Source organism: Rhodoferax sp. (assembly GCF_025354435.1).
Lineage (GTDB): Bacteria > Pseudomonadota > Gammaproteobacteria > Burkholderiales > Burkholderiaceae_C > Rhodoferax_B.
Genome location: NZ_JANXMU010000043.1, coordinates 20,891 through 46,603 on the forward strand (window position 1 = coordinate 20,891; position 25,713 = coordinate 46,603).

Sequence of the window (25,713 nt, forward strand, 5' to 3'; positions counted from 1 at the left end):
CTGTGCAGAGTCGCTGCCTATTTACCCCGCCGAACCCGCAGCAGCTCGTCCAGAATCAGGCTGATGGCCCCGATGGTGATGGCGGCATCGGCCAGGTTGAAGGCGGCAAAGTGCATGCCGCGCCAGTGGAAGTCCAGAAAGTCCACCACGTAGCCGTGCAGCAGCCGGTCCACCACGTTGCCAATGGCACCGCCCAGAATGCAGGCCATGGCAAACGAGAACAGCTTTTGCCCGGGATGCGAGCGCAGCATGTAAATGATGAATAGCGCCGCCACCACCCCGATGCCGGTAAAGAACCAGCGCTGCCAGCCGGTTTCGCCCGCCAGGAACGAGAACGCCGCGCCGGTGTTGTGGGCCCGCACGATGTTGAAGAAGCTGGTGACATAGGTGCTGTCGCCCAGGTGGTAGTAGCCCGTGATCAGCACTTTGGTGAACTGGTCGGCGATCAAAATGATCAGCGCCAGGCCCAGCCAGGGAATCAGGCTGGCGCTGGATTTACCAAAGGTGGATTTGCTTTTGGTCGCCATTACGCAAACGCCCGGGTTTCACCGGCTCCATACAGGTTGCTGCTGCAGCGGCCACACAGGGTGGGGTGGGCCGTGTCCACGCCTACGTCCGGCGTGTAATGCCAGCAGCGTTCACATTTCACGTCAGAACTGGCTCTGGCGCTGGTACTGACTGCGTCACCAGCTATTAAAGTGATAGCGGAGGTGATGAATACGAATTTCAGGTCCGCGCCCAGGCTGGACAGCAGCGCAAAGTCGTCTGCGGGCACGGTCAGGTCCACATTGGCCTGCAGCGACGCGCCCACCTTGCCGTCGGCGCGCAGCACTTCGATGTCTTTGTTGACCGCGTCGCGGATTTCGCGAATGCGGCTCCACTTGGCCATCAGCGTGGCATCTGGCGTGCCCAGGTCGGCATAGGTTTCCAGGAAGATGGTTTCCGAGCTACCAAAGATTTTCCAGGCCTCTTCTGCCGTGAAGCTCAGGAACGGGGCCATCCAGCGCAGCATGGCGTGGGTGATCTGCCAGAGCGCGGTTTGGGCACTGCGGCGGGCGAGCGACTTGGGCGCGGTGGTGTAGAGCCGGTCTTTCAGCACGTCCAGGTAGAACGAACCCAAATCTTCGCTGCAATACACCTGCAGCTTGGTCACCACGGGGTGGAATTCGTACACCTCGTAGTGCGCCAGGATGTCGGCCTGCAGCTGGGCCGCGCGGCTGAGTGCGTAACGGTCGATTTCCAGCAATTGGTCGGCGGGCACCGCATCGGTTGCAGGATCGAAATCGCTGACGTTGGCCATCAGGAACTTCAGCGTGTTGCGCACCCGGCGGTAGGTGTCTACCACGCGGGCCAAAATCTTCGCGTCGATGGCCAGGTCGCCCGAATAGTCGGTGGAGGCGCACCACAGGCGGATGATTTCCGCGCCCATCTTGTCGCTGACCTCTTGCGGGGCCACCACATTGCCCTCGCTCTTGCTCATCTTGCGGCCGCGTCCGTCGACGGTGAAGCCGTGGGTCAGCAGGCCCTTGTAAGGCGCGTGGTCGTACATGGCACACGAGGTGAGCAGGGAGCTATGGAACCAGCCGCGGTGCTGGTCGTGGCCTTCCAGGTACAGGTCGGCGGGCCAGGCGGATTGCTCGGCGTGGCTGGCGCGCAGCACGTGTTCGTGGGTGGTGCCAGAGTCAAACCACACATCCAAAATGTCGGTGCTCTTGATGTAGTTGGGCGCGTCACTACCGATAAGCGATTCCGCCGTGGCCTTGCTCCAGGCTTCCACGCCGCCCTGCTGCACCATATTGGCAGCCAGGTCCATCAGCTCCATGGTGCGCGGGTGCAATTCACCGGTGGCGGTATGGATAAAGAAGGGCAGGGGCACGCCCCAGTTGCGCTGGCGGCTGATGCACCAGTCGGGCCGACCCGCAATCATGTCGCGCAGCCGGGTTTTGCCGTTTTCGGGGTAGAACTGGGTTTCTTCGATGGCGGCCAGGGCCAGCTTGCGCAGGGTCTGCGGGGCTTTGTCCACGGTAAACACACCTTCGCCCTCGTCCATGCGGATGAACCACTGGGCCGCGGCCCGGTAGATCACCGGGGTCTTGTGGCGCCAGCAGTGGGGGTAGCTGTGGGTAATGGTCTCGGTGGCAAACAGGCGGTCGTGCTCGCGCAGTTTCTCGATCACCAGCGGCGCGGCCTTCCAGATGTTCAGCCCACCAAACAGTGGCAGTTCGTCCACGTAGCGGCCATTGCCTTGCACGGGGTTGAGGATGTCATCGGTTTTTATGCCATTGGCCACGCAGGAGTTGAAATCCTCTACGCCGTAGGCGGGGGAGGAGTGGACCAGGCCGGTGCCGTCGTCTGCTGTGGCGTAGTCGGCCAGGAAGATAGGGCTCAGGCGCTGGTAGCCGTATTCACCTTTGTCATCCTTTACGTCGTAGAACGGATGCTTGAAGTTAATGAAGGCCAGTTTTTCGCCCAGGGCAGTGGCCAGCACCGTGCCGTTCAGCGCGTAGCGGGCCATGGCTTTTTCCACCAGGTTCTCGGCCAGCAGCAGGATGCCGCGCTCGGTTTGCACCAGTGCGTAGGTCAGGGCCGGGTTCAGGTTCAGTGCCTGGTTGGCGGGGATGGTCCAGGCGGTGGTGGTCCAGATCACGGCGAGGGCGGGCTGGGGCAGCGATGCCAGGCCAAAGGCGGCGGCCAGCTTTTCGGGCTCGGCGCATTCAAAGCCCACATCCAGGGTTTGCGACTTCTTGTCTGCATATTCGATCTCGAATTCGGCCAGCGAGCTGCCGCAGTCGAAGCACCAGTACACGGGCTTCAGGCCGCGGTACACAAAGCCGCGTTCCATGATGCGTTTCAGGGCGCGGATTTCGTTGGCCTCGTTGGCGTAGTCCATGGTGCGGTAGGGGTTGTCCCACTCGCCCAGCACGCCCAGGCGTTTGAAATCGCTCATCTGGCCGGCGATCTGCTCGGCGGCAAAGGCGCGGCTCTTGGCCTGCACTTCGTCACGGCTCAGGTTGCGGCCATGCAGCTTTTCGATGGCGTTTTCGATCGGCAGGCCGTGGCAGTCCCAGCCCGGCACGTAGACCGCGTCCATGCCCTTGAGCTGGCGCGCCTTGACGATCATGTCCTTCAGGATCTTGTTGACGGCATGGCCGATGTGGATGTTGCCGTTGGCGTAGGGCGGGCCGTCGTGCAGCACAAAGCGCGGCGCGCCGCAGCGAGAGGCGCGCAGCTTCTTGTAGATGCCCTGGTCTTCCCACTCCTTGACCCAGCCCGGCTCGCGCTTGGGCAGGTCGCCGCGCATAGGGAAGGGGGTGTCGGGCAGGTTCAGGGTGCTGCGGTAGTCAGGGGCGGTGGATTCGGTCATGGGATTTCTTGGGAACACGTTGGGGAGGCAGCCGACAGGCGCAGGCTGCAAGATCTAATGGCCGCAGGGGCCTTGAGATCGTCTAAATTCGGTCGCGCGTTGTCTGGCGGCTGGTTTCTGCATGCAGGGCGAAGTACGCGCGTGCGTCGTCGCAGTCCTTGGCGATGCCGATTTGCAGGGCATCCAGACTGTCGTATTTCAATTCGTCATGCAGTTTGTGCAGCAGTTCCACGCGGATAATTTTACCGTAGGCCCCCTCAGGCCCCAGGCTGGCGGGCCAGTCCAGGCAATGGGTTTCCAGCAGCACGCGGCCACCGTTGATGTCGTTCGGGTCCAGCGAGGGGCGGATGCCCAGGTTGGCCACGCCCACCAGCGCCTGATCGCCCAAGCCGTGTACCTTGACTGCAAAGATGCCGCTGGCGGCGGGCTTCCAGTGGGCAAAGCGCAAATTCAGGGTGCGAAAGCCGTCCTGGCGGCCTGGAGCCGACTCGCCCAGTTGCCGCCCCAGCTTACGCCCGTGCACCACGTGGCCGCTGATGCTGAACGGGCGGCCCAGCAGGCGGGTCGCGTCGTCCATGCGGCCCGTCTGCAGGGCGGCACGCACGGCCGAGCTGGATACGCGGGTGCCATGCACCTCGTAGCTGTTCATGCGGGCCACATCAAAGCCCTGGGCAACACCTGCCGCGTCCAGCATGGCGTAGTCGCCCGCGCGCTTGGCCCCAAAGCAGAAGTCGTCGCCCACCAGCACATAGCGCACGCCCATGCCGCGCACCAGCACGTCGTCGATGAAGGCCTGGGGGGATTGGCCCGCAAATGCGGCATCGAAGGGCAGTACCACGGTCTGGTCTACGCCGCAGCGGTGCAGTTCGGTGAGCTTGTCGCGCAGGGTGGCGATACGGGCCGGGGCCAGGTCGGGTTGGCCGTGGGCCTGGGCAAAGTAGTCGCGCGGGTGCGGCTCGAAGGTCATCACCGAGCTGGGCACGCCGCGATGCCGGGCTTCGTTGATCAGCAGCGCCAGCATGGCCTGGTGGCCGCGGTGTACCCCGTCAAAGTTGCCGATGGTGAGCGCACAGTGGGGCGCAATGCCCGGGTGTTGGAAGCCACGAAAAACCTGCATGGAGTGGTATCTTTTTGATAGCGGATTGCGCCCGTCGAATAAGCGCTGTCACGTAATAACGCATGGAACAAGGTATATTGTGACCTAGCAGACAGATACAAGGATTGAAACCCTTGGTGCATTTCCGGTAAGTGGTCGTTCATTTGATCCAGGAGGCGTGTTTTGAAGGTCTTGAAGCTCTCAGCCCAAGGGCTGCCCCAGTCGTGGATATCGCTGGAGCAGGCCGTTGTCTACTACGCTGCCGAAGAGGTGCGCTGGGAGATGGGCGCGCAAGTGGCGGTGTTCCATGGCGGGCACAACGCCATCACTGGCGAGCAGTCCATCATCACGGTCAACAGCATCATCGGCACCCGCGGCGTGCCCAACATCAACCCGTTTGACCTGCGTCCCAGCCTCACCAACACCAAGCTGTTCGTGCGCGACCGCAATGTCTGCGCCTACTGTGGCAACCATTTTGTGGAGACCGAGCTGACCCGCGAGCACATCAAGCCGCTGGGCCAGAAGGGCGCGGACACCTGGATGAACGTGGTCACCGCCTGCCGCGCCTGTAACCACCGCAAAAGCAACCGTACGCCCGAGCAGGCGCACATGCCGCTGCTGTACACGCCCTACGTGCCCAGCCTGTGGGAGGACTTTATTTTGCGCAACCGCCGCATCCTGGCCGACCAGATGGATTTTCTGATCGCCCATGTGCCCAAGTCGTCGCGCTTGTTAATTTAGCCCCAGCTCGGAGCACAGCTTCTGCACCGTGGCCCGTAATTGGGCCACTTCTTCTTCCAGCGATTCAATTCGTGCTTCCAGCCGGGTGCTGCTGCCGCCTTCGGGGGCTTTGGTGCCCATGGCGTTGGCATCCACCGGGCCACACAGCAGGTGCGCCCAGCGCTGCTCGCGTTCGCCGGGACTGCGCGGCAGCTTAACCACCAGCGGGCCGCCTTTTTCTTCGCTGCGCTCCAGCATTTCGTCCAGAAAGCCCTCCACCGAGGAAATGTCGGCAAATTTGTACCAACGCTCGGTGTTCAGGCGCAGCTCGCCTGCGGTTTGCGGGCCGCGCAGTATCAGCAGGCCCAGCACCACGGCGGACTGCTCGGGCACGCCGATGCCGCGCTGGAAGTTGTGCTCGAAGCGGGTCACCCGGCTGCCGCTGGATTCACGCACCAGGGTTAAATCTTTCAAGCTGCCCAGGGCCTCGGCGACTTCGGCCTCGGTCAGGTTCATGGTCGGCTCGCGGCTGGTTTTCTGGTTGCAGCCGCTGAGCAGTGCCACCATGGATAGGGGGTAGCTGTCGGGCACCGTGCGGGCTTTTTCCATCAAGGTGGCCAATACGCGGGCTTCGATGGGCGAGAGGAGGGTAGTCACAGGGATAATTCCAGTCAGTATGAAGAACATTGTTATTTTGATCTCTGGCGGCGGCTCCAACATGGCGGCCATCGTGCGCGCGTCGATCCGCGACGACTGGGCGCGGCGTTTCGGTGCCAAAGTGGTGGCGGTTGTCAGCAACAAGGCGGCTGCTGGGGGGCTGGAGCTGGCCCGCGCACAAGGCCTGGCCGCCGAGGTGGTGGAGCACAAGTCCTTTGCCGATGCTCCCGACCCGCGCTCGGCTTTCGATGCCCAACTGGCGCAGGTCATTGACCGCTATGAACCCGCGCTGCTGGTGCTGGCGGGCTTCATGCGCATCCTGACACCGGGCTTTGTAGAGCGCTACGCGGGGCGGATGGTCAACATCCACCCCTCGCTGTTACCGGCTTTTGCGGGTTTGAATACCTACCAGCGGGCGCTGGATGCAGGCTGCTGTTTCGCCGGAGCCACCGTGCACCAGGTGACCGCCGAGCTGGACCACGGCCCCATCCTGGGCCAGGCCGTGGTGCCGGTGCTGCCCGGCGACACCGCCCAGGTGCTGGCCGCGCGGGTGCTCACCCAGGAGCATTTGCTGTATCCGCGTGTAATTGCGGGTTTGCTATTAAAAATGTAGCTACTGGTGTATATAACGTATGCGCTAGAGCCTGATTTTTTATAAATTTTGTGTTGGAGCGATGTGCGGTGTATCAAGCGTGCGCAGCGATGTGGACAAAGCGGGTCCCAGGCGTCCACTTGCGAGCCAGTGCCTTGCCCGCCTGGAGTTCCTTGGTGGACATGCCCGTCGCCAGGGCTTTTTGCTCGGCGGCGGCGGTTGAGTCGCCCTTCTCAGCGGACGCAGCAAACAGCGCGTAGGCGAAAACCGGGTTCTTTGGGGCCCCATCCTTGCCTTTGGCATAGAAGGCAGCAAGGGCATTCAGTGCCTCGATGTGTCGCTGGTCTGCCGCCTTGCGCAGCCATTGCAGCGATTCGGCCGGATTCTTCTGGATGCCGAAGGGTTCGCCGTACATCACGCTCAGGTTGAACTGCGCTGTGGCATCTCCCTGCTGGGCAGCCTTGCGCGTCCATTCCAGTGCCAGATCGCTGTTTTGGGACACGCCTTCGCCCACCAGGCACAGGTAGCCCAGAGCGCCCTGGGCTGCGGCTAAGCCTTGTTGCGCGGCCAAGTGGAACCATTTGGCGGCCTCTTTTTTGTCGGGCGGTACGCCTTGGCCCAGGTTGAAAATTTTCCCTAGCCGGTACTGGGCTTGGGCGTTGCCTTTTTCTGCCAGTGAAGCCAGTTCCTTCAGGGCCGTGGTGTATTCGGCCTTGTCGTAAGCTGCCAGGCCTGCATTCAGTCCCGCTTGCGCGCTGAAGGGTAGGGCGATCAGCGCCGCCAGCAGCAGTGCGGTGGTCCAACGGGTTGCGGAGTGGGTCATATCGGAAGTCGGTGTTTGCATCGTCGTGCGAGCCGTGTGAACAAGGGGGATGGCAGGTTGCAAAGAAGAGCCGCCACCCGCTCCGCAACTGATTTGTCTTCCAGGCCCCAGGCACGGTCATTGATGATGCCGGTGTCGGAGTTGACATAGCCCTTGAAGCCGAGCTTGCCGCGCAGCAGGTCGGTCACGATGGACTTCGAGAACGCAAAGCCGGTGAGCGGATAGGTGACGCCGTCGGCGGTCAGCGGAATCGGGTTCTTGTTCGCGTCGCGCCCGCTCATCGGCACGCCGTAGTACGGCATGATTGCCGACACGCCCGCATTGATCCCTGCGACAAAGGGCTTCATGTGGTAAACGAAGTTGTCGCTGTACTGCTGGTACTTGCCGAACGAATAGTGGGGGTCCATGCCTAGCTCTTGCGGCCCGCCGCCCGGGAAATGCTTCATGGTCAGGGCGACCTTGGTGGCGGCACTGACCGAGGTGCCGTCCTTGACCGTGCTGCCCTGCAGGCCTTCGACCAGCGACTTCATGATGTTGGCGTTGAGGTCGGCATCCTCGGTGAAAACCTCGTGCGCACGGTACCAGCGCGGCTCGGTCAGCAGGTCGGCCATGTAGCCGTACATGGCGCGCAGGCCGACGGCGTTGTACTCCGACCCCATGACCTCGGTGAAGGTCTTGACCACGGACATGTCACCGGTAGTTGCCTTGCCTTCTTTCAGAAACTGCTCGCCCAGCGCAGCAGCGGCCAAGCCGGCTTCCTTCGGGAACTGGGTGAAGGCACCAGCACCGGCGCCAATGCCCTGGCGCGGATCGGTTTCAACATGGTTGCGGGCGTTGTCCTTGAAGACCAGCGGGATGCCGAGGCGGGTGCTCTCGGCCACTTCCTGCACCGCGTTGGTGTAGGCGGCCAGCTGCTGCGGGGTGACGGTATATCCGCCTCGGCCCGGTATGACGCTGCCGTCGCAGGGATCGGCTGCGCCCGCGGCGGTCGAGCGCAGGATGAAGCGGGTCATTTTCTGGGTATTGATGTAGTCAATCGCCGTGGGCGTGACGGCACCGCCGCAGCCCGCGTTGTTGTCGTTGATCATCATCATGCCGACCTTTTCCGTGTCGCTCATTTGGGCGACCAGGTCGTTGATGCGGTCGTCGACCGGTAGGCGCCAATCTTCGTAGGGGTCGAGTTTGCCGTTGCCGTTCAGGTCTTTGAACTGCTTGCCGTCTACGGTCAGGATGGCCTTTGCGCGGGCGTTCAGCGTCGGTTGCTTGACGGGCAGGGTGCCGTCACCGTCGCTGCCGCCGCAGGCGGCCACAAAAATGGCAGTTGCCAGCAAGCTGGAGCCGAGTGCGACCGGCTTGAGCGTAAAGCGCTGGGGTGGGCGAGAGGTCATGGTCGTTTCCTTGGGTTGGTTGTAGCCGGGTGGATTTGAGTTTGGTATCGTTAACATTTCATATTGTTAACGTTACCAAATTGGATGTCAATTCAATACCACTCGGTGAAATCCCTAGGAAGGCGGCGTTAAACGCTGGCGCGTTCGATGATGCTGAAGCCGATGTCCACTATGCGCTCGGGCACGGGGCGGCCTTCAACCCGGTCGACGATGCAGCGGGCGGCTTCGGTGCCGATGCGCGTGCCGTCGATGCGCACAGTGGTCAGGGCGGGGTGCAGGTCCCGCGCAAAGGCCAGGTCGCCAAAACCCACCACCGCCAGGCGATCGGGTACGGCCATGCCCAGGGCCTGGGCTTCGGTCAATACGCCCAGTGCCAGCAGGTCGGAGCTGCAAAACACCGCGTCAAAGTCGGCGCTGCGCGCAAGCAAGGCCTGCAGGCCGGTGCGTCCGCTGCCCAGTGTGGTGGGCGCGGGGACGATATGCACCAGCGGCTCGGGCAGGCCCAGGCCCAGGGCGGTGGCCACAAAGGCCTGGCTGCGGCGCTGGGCGCGTTCGTCGTCGCCGCCCATGACGGCCAGGCGCTGGTGGCCCCGACCGTGCAGGTAGCGGCACACCGCATCGGCTACCGCGCTGTGCGAAAAGCCGACCAGCATGTCGATGGGGTCGGGTGTCAGGTCCCAGGTTTCAACCACCGGAATGCCCGAGGCCTGCAGTCGGCGGCGCGCGTCGGCCGAATGCACCACGGCGGTCAGCACGATGCCGTCGGGTCGGCGGCCAATGATGGCGCCCAGCAGTTCATCTTCCAGCGGGTCGGCATAGCCGGTTTGCCCCAGCATCAGCTGGTAGCCCTGCAGCCGCAGGGCGGCGGTGAGGGCTTGCACGGTTTCGTTGAAAACCGGGCTGACCAGGGTCGGCACCAGGGCCGCCACCAGGCGGCTTTTGTTAGACCGCAGGCCACCCGCCAGCAGGTTGGGCACGTAGCCGGTGCTGGCAATGGCGGCACGCACTTTGGCCAGCGTGGCGGGCGGCAGCCGGTCGGGGGTGTTGATGGCGCGCGACACCGTCATGGCCGACAGACCGGCCAGGCGCGCTACATCGTTTACGGTGATGCTGGCGGCGCGGCGCTTGCGTTCGGGCGGCGGGATGGACGGTGGGGGAGGAGGCAGCGCGGTCATTGCGATGGATGGTAGCTGCAAGCGCTCGCCCCAGGCCTGCCGATGCAGGATTCTGATGTGCTATTGTAAATATAGCTACTTGTGTATACGGAATATACGCTAGAGGCCTATTTTATGCGGAAACGCTGACGGTGGAGCCGGAGGTTTGGCTGCTTTGCCCGGCGGCGATGTCGGCGTATTGCTTGAGCACCTGCTGGGCCAGTTGGTTGATATCGATGCGGTCGGTGCCGTTGGCGTTGGTAGCAGACGACTTTTGCAGCGTCTCTATGGCAGTGCTGACCTGCTTCGCAAAAGCATCGGCTTCGGTATTGCTGAGCGTGCCGTCCTTGTCGGTGTCAATGGCCTTGAGCAGGGCCTGCAAAGTGTCGGTGGTGCTGGTCGTGCCGTTGGCGGCACCGGCAGCCGCTTCTGCAGCCGAGACGATGCCGTCTTTGTTGGTGTCCAGCGGGTCGTAGACGGTGCTGTCGCTGCTGCTGGCGGCACCCGTAGGGGGTGGGCCGCCTGCGCCGTGCGGTTTGGTGGCATCGAATTCGGCTTTGCTGAGTTGGCCGTTGCCATCGGTGTCCAGGCTGGCGAAGGCATCGCTGTCACCGTCACTGTCGCCACTGACGGTGGTCGTCACCGTGGTGGTAATGCCGTTGCTGGTGTCAGCGCTGCCGGTACCCCCCGTGCTGCGGGCCTGGGCGAAGTCCATGGTGCTGGGCAGGGGGACAATGCTGGGGATACCTTTTTGCAGTTCCGTGGCATCCAGCGTGCCGTCGCCATTGCTGTCCAGCTTGGACATCAGGTCGGCAGCGGTGCTGGGGTTGGTGACACCCGTGCGCTCGGAGACCTTGTCCATCAGGGTTTGCAGCTCGGTGCTGTCTACGCCGCCGTTGCCGTCGGTATCGGTCTTGGCGAACAGCTTGGCTTTGCGCTCGGCGGCCATGGTGGCCCAGGCGTTGCTGTTGTTGCTGCTGAGGCTACTGATGGAGGCCATGGAGTTCCTTTAACGTGAAATAACTTGCAGGGCTTGGGGTGCTCTGCCCCAAGTCCATGTAAGCCAAGGCTGCGTAAATCTGCTGTCTGATTCTTGTGTCGCCCGGTAAAGCTGGCTTGTCCGGTTTGTATCTGCGCTGGTACAAAGGCCGGTTTGAGTGCCAGAAAAGATAGGTAAAGAGCCACCAGTTCTGCGCTTAAAGGGCCCTTTGCCTGCCTACACTTTTCGGCGAAATGAGTAATTTATGAACCCCTGTCGGCAAATTTTGGTCGTGGACGACGACGAAGGCATCACCACGCTGCTGCGCGATTACCTGACGGGCTTCGCGTTTTGTGCCCACACCGCCTGTGACGGCTCCAGCATGCGCCAGCAGTTGGCGACCTTGCCCATCGACCTGGTGGTGCTGGACGTGATGCTGCCCGGTATCGACGGGCTGAGCCTGGCACGCGAGCTGCGCCAGCGTTCGGGAATTCCCATCATCATGCTGACTGCCCGCACCAGCCACTTTGACCGGGTGCTAGGCCTGGAGATGGGGGCCGACGACTACATGAGCAAGCCCTTTGAGCCGCGCGAGCTGGTGGCCCGCATCCACACCGTGCTGCGCCGCGCCGCGTCGGTGCACGACCGGATCCTGCAGGAAGTGGGCAGCGATGTGGTGTATTTCGACGGCTGGGCCCTGCACCGCCACGAGCGGCGGCTGACCGCGCCGTCGGGCCTGGTGGTGCCGCTGTCGAACGCCGAATTTCGCCTGCTGTCGAGCTTTTTGGCCGCACCGCGCCGCCTGCTGAGCCGCGACCAGTTGATGGAGCAGGCGCGGGGCCGCTCCATGGACGCGTTCGAGCGCAGCATCGATCTGCTGGTGTCGCGCTTGCGGCAAAAGCTGAGCGACACCACGCAGCCGAGCGACATGCCGTCGATGATCAAGACCGTGCGCGGTTCGGGCTACATGTTCACCGCCCAATCCGTGCAGGGCCAGCCCGGATGGCCGCACTGAAGCGGTTTTTCGCCACCACGCGCAGGCTGTTGGCGCGGCTGCTGCCTGCTACTTTGTTTGGCCGTCTGGCCTTGCTGCTGTGCGTGGCGGTGCTGGCCAGCCATGTGCTGGCGCTGACCATGATGTCCGAACTGCGTCCGCCGATGCAGAGCGGCAGCGGGATGGAGCCGCCCGCTTTGTCATTCGATTGGGAACTGCCCGAGATGGCGATGGAAGATGCTCAGCATCCGCCCGAAATATCGATCTGGACCATGCCGGGCCTGTGGCTGGATATTGGCGTGCGGTTGTGCGCTCTGGTGCTGGCGGCCTGGATCGGGGCCCGCTGGTTGTCCGAACCCATCCGCCGCCTGGCCCGCGCCGCTAAGGCCTTGGGCCAGGACATCGACCACCCGCCGCTGGCCGAAGACGGCCCGCTGGAGTGCCGCGAGGCCAGCCAGGTGTTCAACCAGATGCAGGCACAAATCCGCCAGCAACTCAGGGAGCGTGACCGTTTCGTGGCCGCGGTATCGCACGATCTGCGCACCCCGTTGACGCGGCTGCGGCTGCGCGCTGAAGGCCTGGCCGATCCGGCGCAAAAACGGGCATTTCAGAACGATGTGGTCGAGATGGACGCGATGATCACCGCCACGTTGGACTACCTGCGCGGCGCGGCCATTGAGGAGCCCTTTGTGCGGCTGGACCTGCAGTCGCTGGTGCAAAGCATGGCCGACGACCAATTGGCCTGCGGGCACACGGTGCGCATCACCGGTACCGCTGATCCAGTGCGGGCCCAGGCTTCGGCCTTGCGGCGCTGCATCAGCAACCTGGTGGAAAACGCCATCCGCTACGGTGGGTCGGCCCATATCCAGTTGAAGGATGCGGCGGCGGAGGTGTGCATCGAGATCGTTGATCCCGGCCCTGGTTTGCCGGAATCCGAGCTGGAGCAGGTGCTGGCTCCGTTTTACCGCGTCGAGGCCTCGCGCAACCGCCACCACGGCGGAGTGGGCCTGGGCCTGTCCATCAGCCATGACATCGCCCGTAAGCACCGGGGCAGTTTGCAATTGCGCAACGGCGACAGCGCCGGGCTGGTGGCTACGCTGCGTTTGCCTCGTCACCCGTGATGCGGCTAAAGCGCGGCTGGCGCACGCCGGCTATCACCACCTCTTCTTCGAACATTGCTGCCGGGCGCACCCACAGCCCGTGTTCACCGTAGAGGGCACGGTACAGGGTCATGGGCTCCAGCGTTTCGCTGTGCCGCACCGTGCCGACCACGTCGTACAGCATGCCTTTGTAGTGGCGGTAACGGCCGGGTGGGGTGGTGGTGAGCGGGGGCAGGGTGGGGTCGGACATGGAAATATCGGGGGTAAAAAAGCGGCGTGGGACCCACATGGGACAATCGGGGTTATGCATCCTAAAGATTTCCTCGACGAGTGTTCTGAACTCGTACGCCAAGCCCTCCAATTTGAACACCCTGCCGACTCGGTGGTTTCGCGGTTTTTCCGCGACAACCGGTCGCTGGGCCCACGCGAGCGCGCCACCCTGGCCGAAACCGTTTACACGGTTTTGCGCAAAAAACTGCTGTTTGACCACTTTTCTCCTTCCGGCAGCGGCTCCAAGCAGCGCCGGCTGGCCATTTTGGGCTTCCACGGCCCACGCGATTTTCTGTACGGCGCGCTGACCGATCAGGAGAAAACCTGGCTGGAAAACTGCGACCAGGTCAAAACCGAAGACCTGCTGGACCGGCACCGCCACAACCTGCCCGAGTGGCTGGTGCAGCCGCTGAAAGAGCAGCTCAAAGACGAATTCTGGCCGCTGGTGGACAGCCTGGTCCACGGCGCAGGCCTGGATTTGCGCGTCAACGCCCTGAACGCCAAGCGCGACGACGTGCAGAAAGAGCTGGCCAAGGTCGGCATTAAATCGGTAGCCACCCCTTACTCGCCCTACGGCCTGCGCCTGACCGACAAGCCAGCGCTGACCAAGCTTGATGCCTTCACCCGTGGTGCCATCGAAGTACAAGACGAAGGCTCGCAACTGCTGGCCCTGCTGCTGGATGCCAAGCGTGGCGAAATGGTGGTGGACTTCTGCGCCGGTGCCGGTGGCAAAACGCTGGCCATCGGTGCGGGTATGCGCAGCACCGGTCGCCTGTATGCGTTTGACACCTCGGGCCACCGGCTGGACGCGCTCAAGCCCCGGCTGGCGCGCAGTGGCTTATCCAACGTGCACCCTGCCGCCATCGCCCATGAGCGCGACGACCGCATCAAGCGCCTGACCGGCAAGATCGACCGCGTGCTGGTCGATGCCCCGTGCTCCGGCCTGGGCACCCTGCGCCGCAACCCCGACATGAAGTGGCGGCAAACCCCCAAGGCGGTGGAAGAGTTGGTGGTCAAGCAAACCGCAATTTTGCAGAGTGCTGCGCGCCTGCTCAAGTCCGGTGGCCGCTTGGTGTATGCCACTTGCAGCGTGCTGCCCGCGGAAAATGAAGAGATCGCCCTGGCGTTCTCGGCGGCGAATCCTGACTTCACCCCCCTTGAAACCGCCGACATCCTGACCCATTTAAAAGTAGAGAACGCGGCCAGCCTGTGCAGCGGCCCGGTCAGTGGCGGCGAGTTTTTGCGCTTGTGGCCGCACCGGCATGGCACGGATGGCTTCTTTGCGGCGGTCTGGCAGAAAAAATAAACGCCCACAGTGTCTGCGGGTAGAGACGGAGCCCTAGGATATTTTGGGGCTCCTGCATACAATAGAAGGCTGGCCAGCAGACTTTGAGCCGCTAGCCCTATTAGAAACCGAGGCTTTTACCTTATGTTGTTACCCGATTGGGCTGTGTTGAACGCAGCTGTTGACTGGCTTGCGAATGGTTTGTGGAACCTGTCGTGGTGGGAGATCGTGTTGTACACGCTGGTCACCACCCACATCACCATTGCCAGTGTCACCATCTACCTGCACCGCCACCAGGCGCACCGGGCGATGGATCTGCACGCCATTCCCGCCCACTTTTTCCGTTTCTGGCTTTGGCTGGGCACCGGACAGGTCACCAAAGAATGGGTGTCCATCCATCGCAAGCACCACGCCAAGTGCGAAACCAAGGACGATCCGCACAGCCCTCACGCCCACGGCATTAAAACCGTGTTCTGGACGGGTGCCGAGCTGTACCGTAAAGAATCCAAGAACCTGGAAACCATTGCCAAGTTCAGCCATGGCTGCCCCAACGACTGGATCGAACGCAACCTGTACACCCGTTTCAGCTGGCAAGGTGTGGGCCTGATGCTGATTCTGAATCTGGCCATGTTCGGTATTGCAGGCCTGTCGGTCTGGGCCGTGCAGATGATCTGGATTCCCGTCACCGCCGCCGGCATCATCAACGGTATCGGCCACTATTGGGGTTACCGCAACTTTGAAGCGCCCGATGCCAGCACCAATATTTCGCCCTGGGGCATCCTGATCGGTGGCGAAGAGTTGCATAACAACCACCACACCTACCCTACGTCGGCCAAGTTCTCGGTCAAGCCTTACGAGTTCGACATGGGCTGGGTCTACATCCGCGCCCTGGAAAAAGTGGGTCTGGCCAAGGTTAAAAAGACCCCGCCCAAGCTGCAACTGGGTGTCATCAAGCCCGTAGCCGACGAAAAAACATTGGAAGCGCTGATCACCAACCGCTATGAAGTCATGGCCGGTTTCGCCCGCGAAATGCGCCAGGCCTGCAAAGCCGAGTTGGAAGCTCTCAAGGCCCGCCAAGGTGATGTGTCGGCCCTGCAAGCCGCCAAGCGCTGGATGCACCGCGATGCCGAAAAAGTGCCCGCTGCTGCCCAACCGCACCTGGACCAGGCCCGCGCCGCCCACCCCGTGCTCGACAAGATGGTGGTGATGCGCGAAGAATTGCGCCAGATGTGGCTCAACACCTCGCAGTCGCGTGAACAGCTCACGGTCGACCTGCAAGCCTGGTGCCACCGCGCCGAAAGCAGCGGCATCAAAGCCCTGCAAGACTTCTCGATGAAGTTGCGCGCCGCCCACGCCTGATCGCGTTCACCGCTCCCAGACAGCAAAAAGCCTGCTACTGCGGGCTTTTTGCTGTCTGGGTCAGCCCCACACGTCCAAGGGCGGGTCGTTGGCCACGGAGCGCAGGATGTCGGTACGCGAGACAAAACCTGTGAGCGTGCCGTTGTCGTCCACCACCGGCAGGCCGGGCAGATGGGTGTCTAGCAGCACCTGGGCGACGCGGCGGATGTCGGTGTCCGCGGTGACACTGGCCACCGGTGTCCACATCACGCTGGCCACGGGCAGGGCCATGCGGTCGGCCCAGTCAGTGGCACTGGGGCTTTCCAGCGTGGGGTAGATGTCGGTCCGCAGCAGCAACCCGACCAATTGGCCTTTTGCGTCCAGTACCGGCACCTGGCCGACACGGTGGCGGGCCAGCAAGACGGCGGCTATGGATAGCGGCACATTGGTGCGCACCGTGACTGCGGGTTGTGTCATCAGCAAGCCCACTTTGTCCAGCGGCTGGCGCGGGGTGTCGGGTTGGCTGACCTGGGTGTAGGCGGCGACAGCCGTGGCGGGCAGAAGAGCTTTGGGATGGTGTGTTTCGGCCTCAAACGTGGGTACGGAGAACTCGGGCTCCAGCACCAGATCGTTCGCTTCGATGGGGTGCAGCCGTGCGACGGCATTCACCTTGTCGATATGGCGCAACTGCTCTACCGTGCCGGTGAACACCCGCCCTGTAATTCCATAAACCGAAAACATGGATCAAGTCCTCCTCTGCTGGTGCAAAGTACCACATTGCGGATTATTCGTCTGCGGGCACACACACCGACTGCGCCACCGCCACCACCCGCGCACTGGCATCCTCCACCCAGCCGATCACCCGCAGGCGGGCGGCTTGGGCGCCTGCGGGAACGCTCAAGGGGCGGATTTCTGCGTGTTCACCGGGCGCACTCCAGTCCAGCACCAAGGTATTGCGCACCAGATTGCGTTCTATCGCCGTGCCGTCGGCTCCGGCCGGAATGGTCTCCACCAGCGCCAGCCAGGCGGTGAGCGGGCCGTAAACGGCATCTGTAGCGGCTTGCAAGGCGATGGAGGTGCCGATGTAGCCGCCCAGCGCCGGGCCACGGGCCACGCGCAATGGCAGAAGTGTGGTGGGCAGCGGGGTGGTGGGGGCCATCGCCCGTCCTATGGCTTGCAAGCGGTCCAGCCCGTCCTGGCGGGCTGCTGCCGACAAGGGCGCATCGTCGCCACCTGCTCCCGGCACGATCCAGTCCAGGGCCACTGCACCGGGGCGGGGCAGTGCGGCATGCGCATCGGTCCAGCAGGCTTCGCAATCGGCACTGATGAAGCGCTCCAGCAAAGCCGTGGGCGCAGCCTGCCCTTCGCTGGAGCAGGATGCCTGGGCCAGGGCTGCCTGGTGGAGCGCCAGCAGCAGGGCGGCGGCTGCAAGGGCGAGGGGTCGTTTCATGGGGTTCCTACAATCGGCCTATGTTCTCAGTAAATACTAACTTGCCCACCGATAATGCGCCGCTCCTCCATAACCTTAACCCCGAGCAGTTGGCGGCTGTTACCCTGCCCACCGGTCACGCGCTGATTCTGGCCGGGGCCGGTTCCGGCAAGACCCGGGTGCTCACCACCCGCATCGCCTGGCTGCTGCAAACCGGGCGCGTCACCCCCGGCGGCATCCTGGCAGTCACCTTCACCAACAAGGCCGCCAAAGAGATGGTGCTGCGCCTGGGCACCATGCTGCCCATCAACGTGCGCGGCATGTGGATTGGCACCTTCCACGGCCTGTGCAACCGCCTGCTGCGTGCGCACTACAAGCTGGCGAACTTGCCGCAGAGCTTCCAAATACTAGACACCCAGGACCAACTCAGCGCCATCAAACGCTTGATGAAGCAATTCAATATAGACGACCAACAGTACCCTGCCAAGCAAACCCAATGGTTTATTGGCAACTGCAAGGAAGAAGGCCTGCGCCCCGATGCGGTGGAGAGCCACGACCCGCAAACCCGCAAAAAAATCGAAATCTACGCCCTGTACGAAGAGCAGTGCCAGCGCGAAGGCGTGGTCGATTTTGGCGAGCTGATGCTGCGCAGCTACGAGCTGCTGCGCGACAACGACTCGATCCGCGAGCACTACCAGCGCCGTTTTCGCCACATCCTGATCGACGAGTTCCAGGACACCAACAAGCTCCAGTACGCCTGGATCAAGATGCTCAGCGGCCACGGCCCCAAGGACCTGGCCGCAGGCATGGCCATGCCCGGCGGCAGCGTGCTGGCGGTGGGCGACGACGACCAGAGCATCTACGCCTTCCGCGGCGCGCGGGTAGGCAACATGGCCGACTTTGTACGTGAATTTGGCGTGACCCAGCAGATCAAGCTCGAGCAAAACTACCGCAGCTTCAGCAACATCCTGGACTCGGCCAACCGGCTCATCAGCCACAACAGCAATCGCCTGGGCAAAGACCTGCGTACCACCCAAGGCCCCGGCGAGCCGGTGCGGGTGGTGGAGAACCCGCGCGATCTGGACGAAGCCCAGTGGATCGTGGACGAGGTCAAGCAGCTGGTGCGCGACGGCATGTCGCGCCAGGAAATCGCCGTGCTGTACCGCAGCAACGCCCAAAGCCGGGTGATCGAAACCGCACTGTTCAACGCCGCCATCCCTTACCGCGTGTTCGGTGGCCTGCGCTTTTTTGAACGGGCCGAAATCAAGCACGCGCTGGCCTACCTGCGCCTGCTGGAAAACGCCAACGACGACACCAGTTTTCTGCGCGTGGTCAACTTCCCGCCGCGTGGTATCGGCGCGCGCAGCCTGGAGATTTTGCAAGATGCTGCCCGTGCCAGCGGCTGCTCCCTGCACGATGCCGTCAGCATCATCCCCGGTAAAGCCGGGGCCAACTTCGGTGCCTTTGTAGCCAAGCTGGACGTGCTGCGTGAGCAGACCGAAGGCCGCACTTTGCGCGAAATCATCGACCTGGTGCTGGCCCACAGCGGCTTGCTGGCCCACTTCAAGGCCGACCGCGAGGGTGAAGACCGGGTGGAGAATTTGGAGGAGTTGGTCAACGCCGCCGAAAGCTTCGTCTCCCAGCAAGGATTTGGCCGCGATGCCGTGGCCCTGCCGCTGGACGAGCTTAGCCAATCCCCCGCCAGCCAGGGTCTGGACCCCAATGCACCCGCTGCCGATGGCTTTATCGACCAAGACAGCGGTGAAACCTTGTCGCCCTTGGCCGCCTTCCTGACCCATGCGGCACTGGAAGCCGGGGACAACCAGGCCAAGGCCGGGCAAGACGCGGTACAGCTCATGACGGTCCATTCCTCCAAGGGTCTGGAATTCGATGCCGTCTTTGTCGGTGGCATGGAAGAAGGCCTGTTTCCCCACGAAAACTCGCTCAGCGACCGCCAGGGCCTGGAGGAAGAGCGTCGCCTGATGTACGTGGCCATCACCCGCGCCCGCCAGCGCCTGTACCTCAGCTTTTCGCAAAGCCGCCTGCTGCACGGCCAGACCCGCTACAACCCGCGCAGCCGCTTCTTCGACGAGCTGCCCGAATCGGCGTTGAAATGGATCACCTCCAAGTCCTCGGCGTATGGATCTGGCTATGCTTTTAAATCCATAGCTGGTAGCGCAGGTGGATACAGCGCTGGAGGCCGATTTAATAAAGAAGATGCCCCCTTTGCCAGTCCGCCCGTACCGCCGCAAAAAGCCGCCCCCAGCCACGGCCTGCGCGTGGGCATGCAGGTGTTTCACACCAAGTTCGGCGAGGGCAAGGTGAATCTGCTGGAAGGCAGCGGCGACGATGCCCGTGCGCAAATCAACTTCCCGCGCCACGGCGTGAAGTGGCTGGCGCTGAGCGTAGCCAAACTCACTCCGGTGCCCTGAAACGCTTGTCTTCATAGCGTCACACAAGGCGCGCAGCATGGCGGGCACCAACCCCCAAGGAGCCCGCCATGACAGACCTGAAAGAATTCCACGTCGGCGACTGTGTCGTCTCGCTGTTTGCCAAGCCCATGATTGACGGCACCTGGTTGGCGCGGGTCGGCATTGCGCAGCACTACGGCATGCCCATCCCCAGCCAGCGCGTATTCAGCTTCGACAACCCGTTTGTGTCGGAAGACAACGCCCTGGCCCATGCGCGGGAGCAAGGCCTGCGCATTGCGCGCGACCCGGTGGCGTTTTTGCAGATGGGCATGTGAAACCTGGTGGCAGCCGCTGGGGCGGCTTTTTTTACCTCAACATTTCAACTATCATTGAAATATGAAAACAATTCCGCTGGAAGAACCTGCCGCCGTCCGTTCCCTGCTGGCCCTGGCCCAGGTGCAGCGCTTGCGTGCGTTCCGGGCGCTGGTGGTGGCCGGGGCCAAGGGTCTGACCCCGGGCACGATGGCCGAGCGGCTGGGCGTGGCCCCCAGCGCGCTGTCGTTCCACCTCAAGGAGCTGGCCCATGCCGGCATGGTCAGCAGCGAGCCGCGTGGCCGCAACCTGATCTACCGCGCCAACTTCGACCAGATGAACGCGCTGCTGGGCTACCTGACCGAGCACTGTTGCCAGGGCGAAGCCTGCGCGGTGGAGGCCGTCTGTGCCGTCTGCTAAACCCCGGATTTTTCAGCAGCTGTTGGCCGAATGCCTGGGCACGGCCGGGCTACTGTGTGCGGTGATTGGCTCGGGCGTGATGGCCGAGCGCCTGGCGGGTGGCAACCCGGCCGTGGCGCTGCTGGCCAACACGCTGGTGACCGTATGGGCTTTGTACGTCTTGATTGAAATGCTAGGCCCCGTGAGCGGCGCGCACTTCAACCCGCTGGTCACGCTAGTTGCATGGTCAAAAGGGCAGCTAGCGCATACAAGACCTGCACAGGTAGCTCTGTTTTTTATAGTATTCCAGCTGCTGGGTGCGGTACTCGGTGCCTGGCTGGCACACGCCATGTTCGGCCTGCCCATCCTGCAAACCAGCGCCCAACTGCGGACGGGCAGCGGCCAGTGGATCGCCGAGGCGGTGGCCACAGCCGGGCTGGTGCTGGTCATCCTGCGCGCCCCGGCGGGCAAGGCCAGCGTGTTGGTGGCCTGCTACATCGGCGCGGCCTACTGGTGCACGGCCAGCACCAGTTTTGCCAACCCCGCCGCCGTGCTGGGCCGCATGCTGAGCGACAGTTTTGCGGGTATCGCCCCGGCCAGTGCGCCCGGCTTTGTGCTGGCGCAGTGCGCAGGCGCGCTGGTTGGTCTGGGGCTGGCCCGCTTGTTTGAAACCACCCCCTCCTTAGAAAGCACGCCATGACGACCACCATCTTTCACAACCCGTCCTGCGGCACTTCGCGCAACGTGCTGGCTTTGATCCGCAATGCGGGCATTGAGCCCACCGTGGTCGAGTACCTCAAAACCCCGCCCGACCGTGACCAATTGCTGGCCTTGCTCGCCCAGCTGGGCCTGCCGGTCCGCGCTGTGCTGCGCAAGAAAGGCACGCCGTATGAAGAGCTGGGACTGGGTAACCCCGAGCTCAGCGACGGTGCTTTGATCGATGCCATCCTGGCCCACCCCATCCTGCTGGAGCGCCCCATCGTCACCACCCCGCTGGGGGCCCGGCTGTGCCGCCCGTCCGAGGCGGTGCTGGACATCCTGCCATCGCCCCAGCAGGGCGCGTTTGCCAAGGAAGACGGCGAGCCGGTCGTCAATGCCCAGGGGGAACGCCTTGCTAAGTAATATCGACCCGGCGTTGTTCCAGGTGCCGACCCAGGCCGCCCTGCACAGCGCGCCGCCTAGCACCCACCCGCCGCGCATCCTGCTGCTGTACGGCTCGCTGCGTGAACGCTCGTTCAGCCGCCTGCTGAGCGAGGAGGCGGCCCGGCTGCTGACCGGCATGGGCGCCGAAACCCGCACCTTCGACCCGCACGGCCTGCCGCTGGCCGACGGCGCGCCCGAATCGCACCCCAAGGTGCAGGAACTGCGCGCCCTGGCGCAGTGGGCCGAGGGCATGGTCTGGACATCGCCCGAGCGGCACGGCGCGATGACCGGGGTGATGAAGACCCAGATCGACTGGATTCCGCTCGCCCAGGGGGCCATGCGGCCCACCCAGGGCAAGACGCTGGCGGTGATGCAGGTCAGCGGCGGTTCGCAGTCGTTCAATGCCGTGAACCAGTTGCGCGTGCTGGGCCGCTGGATGCGCATGCTGACCATCCCCAACCAGTCGTCGGTGGCCAAGGCGTTTCTGGAATTTAACGCGGCCGGGCGGATGCAACCGTCGGCCTATTTTGATCGGGTGGTGGACGTGATGGAGGAACTGCTGAAGTTCACCCTGTTGACCCGGGATGCATCGGCCTACTTGGTAGACCGCTACAGCGAACGCAAAGAGAGCGCCGAAGCCCTGTCACAACGCGTTAACCAAAAAAGTATCTAAAACACACTCTAACGCATATTGCACCTGCGCAAGTAGCTATTTATTCAATAGCGTCTGGGGTTTTTTCTTCCACCTCGTCTGCCGCAAAGCTGTCGCGGAAGCTGAAGTAGATGGAGGTCAGGAACATGCAGGTGGTCAGCAGCGTGATGACGAATGCGCCCACGCCCAGAAAAGCGGGCTGGTCCAGCAGCACGGCCAGCAACTGCACCACCATGCCCACGGCCAGCAGCACGCCGAACCAGGTGAGGCCGAACACCACGTAGGCACCCTTGTTGCGCCAGCAGGCCACCAGGCTGAAAAACAGGCTTTTGCCCGGGCTGATGCCGTGCCAGTGCACCAGCGCAGGCGCATGCCAGAAGGCCAGCGACAGCGGCAGGTGTAAGACCATGAAGGCCAGCATGCCTGCCTGCAGCCGCAGGGGTTCGTCGCTGGCTTCTTCGGCTACGTGGCTACCCAGAAAGACGCGGGCAAATTCGCCGCCATCCACCAGGGCCGAGATACCCAACACCACCATGAAACCTACCGCGTACAGGGCACCCAGCACCAGCATCGGGCGGATGCCCTGCTGCCCGGCGCGCAGGGCGCTGAGCACGATGCTGGGGGTGGGGAATTTGCCCTTGGTGGCCTCCAGCGTGGCGGCCATCAGGGCCAGCGCCATGGTGGGCAAAAACACCATGGCGGCGATGCTGCCCAGAATCGGCACCAGGCTGATGATGCTGATTGCGGCCATGCACATGAAGAACAACCCGGCCAGCGCCAGCGGTTGTTTGAAGAAGGTCTGGATGCCCAGCCGCACCCACAGGGTGCCTGTGCGCGCGGGGACGATTTGGAGTTTCATGGAGTAGAGGGGCTCAGAGGGTGACCGGATGGGCCACGCGCTGGCGCAGCACGCGTTCGAAGTGGGAGGGGTCGTGGGCCTGCAGCAGCGCGGCTTCGCGCGGCAAATGGAAGTCCCACAGGCGCGAGATCCAGAAGCGCAGGGCCCCGGCGCGTAGCAGGGCGGGCAGCAACTGGCGCTCGGCGGCGGCCAGGGGCCGCACGGCCTGGTAGGCGGCCAGGAAGGCATCGCAGCGGGCCGCGTCGTGGGCACCGGTGGGCAGATCCACGCACCAATCGTTCAGGCACACGGCGATGTCGAACAGCCAGGCATCGGTGCCCGCAAAGTAAAAGTCGAAAAAACCGCTGAGCTGGGGCACACCGTTTACCGTATCGAACATCACGTTGTCGCGAAACAGGTCGGCGTGGATGGCCCCTTGCGGCAGCGCGGCGTAGGCGCTGGATTCGGCAATGTGGTTCTGGTAGGCCAGCTCGCTTTGCAGCAACTGGGCCTGGGCGGGTTCCAGGTGCGGCATGACCACCGGGGCGGTTTCGTTCCACCAGGCCAGGCCGCGCAGATTGGGTTGGTCCATGGCGAAGTCACGCCCGGCCAGGTGCATGCGCGCCAGCATGTCGCCCACGGCGGCGCAGTGCAGCACACCAGGGGCCAGCTCGCTTTTGCCGCGCAGCTTGGTGACCACCGAGGCGGGCTTCTTTTTGACGGTATGCAGGATGTTGCCCGCCTTGTTGCCCACTGGGTTGGGTACCGGAATGCCCCGCTGGGCCAGGTGCTTCATCAGATGCAGGTAGTAGGGCAACTGCTCGAAGCTAAGGCGCTCGAACAGGGTGAGCACGAACTCGCCGCTGTCGGTGGTGGCAAAGTAGTTGGTGTTCTCGATACCGCCCTGGATGCCGCGCAGTGCACTCACATCGCCCAAATCCAGCTGGCGCACCAGCGCTTTGGCCTCTTTCAAAGAGACTTTTGTATAAACCGCCATGCTTAGAAGTTGAACAGTTTCCAGACCCGCGAGCCCACGCTGCCCTGGCCGCCGTCGCGCCCGTCGATGGTGCGGTTGCGCGCGCCGTTGGCCGGAATCACCTCGTAGGCCGGTAGGCCGTTGGTGGGTTTGACGGTGATGGTTTGCGTCTCGCCGCCCACGCGCAGCTCGTTGATGCGCACATCCGCGTCCTGCACTTCGATGTGCTGGATGCGCTGGTCGATCGGTACCGCAGGGGTGGCGGCCCATGTAAGGGATACAGGGGATAGACCGAGCAGGAAAAGGGGGAGGATGTGGTAGGCGCGCATAGCTTTCATTGTAGAGTGCTTACCCTTGTGCCTAGCCTTGCGCGAACGGTCGTGTGGGATCGCTGCACCAGTCGCTCCAGCTCCCGGCGTACAGGCCGGTGCGGCCCAGACCGGCTATTTCCATGGCGATCAGGTTGGGGTTGGCGCTGACACCGCTGCCGCAGTGGTGCACCACGCTGGCCGGGTCGCTGCTGCCCAGCAGCGCGGTGAACTCGGCGCGCAGCTGCGCGGCGGGCTTGAATTTGCCGTCTGGCTCCAGGTTTTGGCTGAACGGGCGGTTGAGCGCGCCGGGGATGTGGCCCGCCACCGGGTCCAGTGGCTCCACCTCGCCCTTGAAGCGAGGGGCGCCCCGCGCGTCAATCAGGTTCTGCGTCGGCCGCCCGAGTTTGGTTGCTATTGTTTCAGTAGCTATCAATGCATATTCAGCGGGGGCTAGAAGGTAATTTGATGCTGAAGCTGGGGCGTTGGCGTCTATTTGACCGCTCTGTGTTTCGCCCCCGTGGGCCTGCCAGGCCTGCCAACCGCCATCCAGCACGGCGACGTTTTCATGGCCGGCCCATTTCAGCATCCACCACAGGCGGCCGCAATAGTTGGCGCCCTGGCGGTCGTACACCACGGCTTGCATGGCGTTGGTAAAGCCGATGCGGGAAAGCCAGGCGGCCAAGGTGTCCCGTGAGGGCAGCGGGTGACGGCCACCGGAGGCGGCGTCCGTTGCTGTTTTGGCGGCGCTCAAGTGCCGGTCCAGGTCGGCGCGGACGGCACCGGGGATGTGCGCTTGCTGGTACTGCCGGTCGCCGGCACCGGGCTCCATCAGCTCAAAACTGCAGTCAAACACCATCAGCGGCTGGCCGCTCAACTGCAGGGCATGGAGTTGCGGGGCGGAGATCAGGGTGGTGTACATCAGACGGGGTTCCTTCAATAGTTGTAGGTTCAGTGTTCTTCGGCCGGGGTGTTGGGAATGGCGCGCGAACGCAGCACGGTGGCGGCCAGACCGCTGGCCACAATCAGGCCCATGCCGGCCCAGCCCAGCAGCGCAATCTGGTCGCCAAACAGCAGCAGGCTGTAGATGGCGGCAAACACAATGCCGGAGTACTGCAGATTGGCGACCAGCAGGGTTGAGCCCCGGCTGTAAGCGCGTGTCATGCACCACTGGCCCAGCGACGCCAGCACGCCAATCGGCACCAGCCAGGCGGTGGCTTGCCAACTCGCGGCCGACCAGGGTGTCAGGCCCGTGAACGCAATGCCAGTCAACCCGACGGTCGCTGTGCCGACCGAGAAATAAAACACGGTGCGGCCTTCTGGTTCGCCCGCCTTGCCCAGAGCCGTGACCTGCAAGTAAGCGAGCGCCGCCCCCATGCCGGAAAGCAGGCCGACCAGTCCGGCAAAGAGTTGGTTCTGGTCCAGGGTCGGGCGCAACATCAACACCACACCGGCAAAACTGGCCAGCACCGTGGCCATCAGGGG

28 protein-coding genes are annotated in these 25,713 nt (G+C 63.3%); 12 read left to right on the plus strand and 16 right to left on the minus strand.

The genetic code is table 11. The annotated features are described in order from the left end of the window. Positions 1 to 17: 17 nt before the first annotated feature. The 3 genes from lspA to Q0T48_RS11290 all read right to left on the minus strand — a co-directional run bounded on the left by lspA (position 18) and on the right by Q0T48_RS11290 (position 4,481). On the minus strand, positions 18 to 527 hold the full coding sequence (gene lspA / locus Q0T48_RS11280; RefSeq protein ID WP_295956341.1) for a signal peptidase II: 510 nt from the start codon (positions 525 to 527) through the stop codon (positions 18 to 20). Further along, positions 527 to 3,364 carry an isoleucine--tRNA ligase gene (gene ileS / locus Q0T48_RS11285; RefSeq protein WP_295956343.1) on the minus strand — a complete coding sequence of 946 codons (2,838 nt, stop codon included), beginning with the start codon at positions 3,362 to 3,364 and terminating at the stop codon, positions 527 to 529. The genes lspA and ileS overlap by 1 nt, the downstream gene beginning before the upstream one ends. 82 nt (positions 3,365 to 3,446) lie before the next feature. Continuing rightward, positions 3,447 to 4,481, minus strand: a complete 1,035-nt coding sequence (locus Q0T48_RS11290; protein WP_295956345.1) for a bifunctional riboflavin kinase/FAD synthetase — start codon at positions 4,479 to 4,481, stop codon at positions 3,447 to 3,449. Between the two features lie 162 nt (positions 4,482 to 4,643). On the opposite strand from Q0T48_RS11290, the gene Q0T48_RS11295 reads away from it, so the two are divergent. Next, positions 4,644 to 5,201 (plus strand): HNH endonuclease, encoded by a 558-nt coding sequence (locus Q0T48_RS11295; RefSeq protein ID WP_295956348.1) that lies wholly within the window; start codon positions 4,644 to 4,646, stop codon positions 5,199 to 5,201. Here the strand turns inward: Q0T48_RS11295 and Q0T48_RS11300 are convergent. Beyond that, complete coding sequence (locus Q0T48_RS11300) at positions 5,193 to 5,867, minus strand: YceH family protein (protein WP_295956350.1); 675 nt, start codon at positions 5,865 to 5,867, stop codon at positions 5,193 to 5,195. The two genes, Q0T48_RS11295 and Q0T48_RS11300, sit on opposite strands and share 9 nt — an antisense overlap. On the opposite strand from Q0T48_RS11300, the gene purN reads away from it, so the two are divergent. Next, entirely contained in the window at positions 5,857 to 6,450 is a 594-nt protein-coding gene (gene purN, locus Q0T48_RS11305; RefSeq protein WP_295956353.1) for a phosphoribosylglycinamide formyltransferase, read from the plus strand. The genes Q0T48_RS11300 and purN overlap by 11 nt on opposite strands. Before the next feature lie 73 nt (positions 6,451 to 6,523). Here the strand turns inward: purN and Q0T48_RS11310 are convergent, their stop codons facing one another. From Q0T48_RS11310 to Q0T48_RS11325, 4 genes are all read right to left on the minus strand, one after another. Next, a complete protein-coding gene (locus tag Q0T48_RS11310) occupies positions 6,524 to 7,252 on the minus strand; it encodes a tetratricopeptide repeat protein (protein WP_295956355.1) in 729 nt (242 codons plus the stop codon). Next, positions 7,249 to 8,640 (minus strand): glycoside hydrolase family 3 N-terminal domain-containing protein, encoded by a 1,392-nt coding sequence (locus tag Q0T48_RS11315; RefSeq protein ID WP_295956358.1) that lies wholly within the window; start codon positions 8,638 to 8,640, stop codon positions 7,249 to 7,251. Before Q0T48_RS11315 ends, Q0T48_RS11310 begins: the two co-directional genes overlap by 4 nt. Positions 8,641 to 8,768: 128 nt before the next feature. After that, on the minus strand, positions 8,769 to 9,815 hold the full coding sequence (locus Q0T48_RS11320; protein WP_295956360.1) for a LacI family DNA-binding transcriptional regulator: 1,047 nt from the start codon (positions 9,813 to 9,815) through the stop codon (positions 8,769 to 8,771). Between the two features lie 112 nt (positions 9,816 to 9,927). Continuing rightward, positions 9,928 to 10,794, minus strand: a complete 867-nt coding sequence (locus Q0T48_RS11325) for an EF-hand domain-containing protein (protein WP_295956362.1) — start codon at positions 10,792 to 10,794, stop codon at positions 9,928 to 9,930. Between the two features lie 244 nt (positions 10,795 to 11,038). Here Q0T48_RS11325 and Q0T48_RS11330 point away from each other — a divergent pair, with 244 nt between their 5' ends. Then, complete coding sequence (locus Q0T48_RS11330; RefSeq protein WP_295956364.1) at positions 11,039 to 11,788, plus strand: response regulator transcription factor; 750 nt, start codon at positions 11,039 to 11,041, stop codon at positions 11,786 to 11,788. Continuing rightward, entirely contained in the window at positions 11,776 to 12,888 is a 1,113-nt protein-coding gene (locus Q0T48_RS11335) for an ATP-binding protein (protein WP_295956366.1), read from the plus strand. The genes Q0T48_RS11330 and Q0T48_RS11335 overlap by 13 nt, the downstream gene beginning before the upstream one ends. Here the strand turns inward: Q0T48_RS11335 and Q0T48_RS11340 are convergent. Next, a complete protein-coding gene (locus Q0T48_RS11340; protein WP_295956368.1) occupies positions 12,860 to 13,117 on the minus strand; it encodes a DUF1653 domain-containing protein in 258 nt (85 codons plus the stop codon). The two genes, Q0T48_RS11335 and Q0T48_RS11340, sit on opposite strands and share 29 nt — an antisense overlap. Before the next feature lie 54 nt (positions 13,118 to 13,171). Here Q0T48_RS11340 and Q0T48_RS11345 point away from each other — a divergent pair, with 54 nt between their 5' ends. Continuing rightward, entirely contained in the window at positions 13,172 to 14,443 is a 1,272-nt protein-coding gene (locus Q0T48_RS11345) for an RsmB/NOP family class I SAM-dependent RNA methyltransferase (protein WP_295956370.1), read from the plus strand. A gap of 123 nt (positions 14,444 to 14,566) precedes the next feature. Next, complete coding sequence (locus tag Q0T48_RS11350) at positions 14,567 to 15,781, plus strand: fatty acid desaturase (RefSeq protein ID WP_295956372.1); 1,215 nt, start codon at positions 14,567 to 14,569, stop codon at positions 15,779 to 15,781. A gap of 60 nt (positions 15,782 to 15,841) precedes the next feature. Here the strand turns inward: Q0T48_RS11350 and Q0T48_RS11355 are convergent, their stop codons facing one another. Both Q0T48_RS11355 and Q0T48_RS11360 read right to left on the minus strand, forming a co-directional pair. Continuing rightward, positions 15,842 to 16,501 carry a CBS domain-containing protein gene (locus tag Q0T48_RS11355; protein ID WP_295956374.1) on the minus strand — a complete coding sequence of 220 codons (660 nt, stop codon included), beginning with the start codon at positions 16,499 to 16,501 and terminating at the stop codon, positions 15,842 to 15,844. A 43-nt stretch (positions 16,502 to 16,544) separates the two neighbouring features. Beyond that, positions 16,545 to 17,210, minus strand: coding sequence for a hypothetical protein (locus Q0T48_RS11360; protein WP_295956376.1), 666 nt, complete (start codon positions 17,208 to 17,210; stop codon positions 16,545 to 16,547). A 20-nt stretch (positions 17,211 to 17,230) separates the two neighbouring features. On the opposite strand from Q0T48_RS11360, the gene Q0T48_RS11365 reads away from it, so the two are divergent. The 6 genes from Q0T48_RS11365 (at position 17,231) to arsH (ending at position 22,127) form a co-directional block, all read left to right on the plus strand. Beyond that, positions 17,231 to 19,621: a UvrD-helicase domain-containing protein gene (locus tag Q0T48_RS11365; RefSeq protein ID WP_295956377.1), complete on the plus strand. Its 2,391-nt coding sequence runs from the start codon at positions 17,231 to 17,233 to the stop codon at positions 19,619 to 19,621. Between the two features lie 68 nt (positions 19,622 to 19,689). After that, positions 19,690 to 19,935, plus strand: coding sequence for a hypothetical protein (locus tag Q0T48_RS11370; protein ID WP_295956379.1), 246 nt, complete (start codon positions 19,690 to 19,692; stop codon positions 19,933 to 19,935). Between the two features lie 61 nt (positions 19,936 to 19,996). Next, positions 19,997 to 20,332, plus strand: coding sequence for a helix-turn-helix domain-containing protein (locus Q0T48_RS11375; protein WP_295956381.1), 336 nt, complete (start codon positions 19,997 to 19,999; stop codon positions 20,330 to 20,332). After that, positions 20,319 to 21,011, plus strand: a complete 693-nt coding sequence (locus tag Q0T48_RS11380; RefSeq protein ID WP_295956382.1) for an MIP/aquaporin family protein — start codon at positions 20,319 to 20,321, stop codon at positions 21,009 to 21,011. The genes Q0T48_RS11375 and Q0T48_RS11380 overlap by 14 nt, the downstream gene beginning before the upstream one ends. Beyond that, positions 21,008 to 21,433 (plus strand): arsenate reductase (glutaredoxin), encoded by a 426-nt coding sequence (gene arsC, locus Q0T48_RS11385; protein ID WP_295956384.1) that lies wholly within the window; start codon positions 21,008 to 21,010, stop codon positions 21,431 to 21,433. Before Q0T48_RS11380 ends, arsC begins: the two co-directional genes overlap by 4 nt. Further along, complete coding sequence (gene arsH / locus Q0T48_RS11390; RefSeq protein WP_295956386.1) at positions 21,405 to 22,127, plus strand: arsenical resistance protein ArsH; 723 nt, start codon at positions 21,405 to 21,407, stop codon at positions 22,125 to 22,127. Before arsC ends, arsH begins: the two co-directional genes overlap by 29 nt. Before the next feature lie 40 nt (positions 22,128 to 22,167). On the opposite strand, the gene Q0T48_RS11395 is transcribed toward arsH, so the two are convergent. The 5 genes from Q0T48_RS11395 to Q0T48_RS11415 form a co-directional block, all read right to left on the minus strand. Continuing rightward, entirely contained in the window at positions 22,168 to 22,965 is a 798-nt protein-coding gene (locus tag Q0T48_RS11395; RefSeq protein WP_295956387.1) for a BPSS1780 family membrane protein, read from the minus strand. Positions 22,966 to 22,978: 13 nt separating this feature from the next. Further along, positions 22,979 to 23,941, minus strand: coding sequence for a homoserine kinase (locus tag Q0T48_RS11400; protein WP_295956389.1), 963 nt, complete (start codon positions 23,939 to 23,941; stop codon positions 22,979 to 22,981). A 2-nt stretch (positions 23,942 to 23,943) separates the two neighbouring features. Continuing rightward, positions 23,944 to 24,249, minus strand: a complete 306-nt coding sequence (locus tag Q0T48_RS11405; RefSeq protein WP_295956391.1) for a hypothetical protein — start codon at positions 24,247 to 24,249, stop codon at positions 23,944 to 23,946. Between the two features lie 31 nt (positions 24,250 to 24,280). After that, positions 24,281 to 25,150: a sulfurtransferase gene (locus Q0T48_RS11410; RefSeq protein WP_295956393.1), complete on the minus strand. Its 870-nt coding sequence runs from the start codon at positions 25,148 to 25,150 to the stop codon at positions 24,281 to 24,283. Between the two features lie 29 nt (positions 25,151 to 25,179). Beyond that, positions 25,180 to 25,713 (minus strand): DMT family transporter (locus tag Q0T48_RS11415; RefSeq protein ID WP_295956395.1); only part of this gene is annotated, 534 nt, incomplete at its 5' end.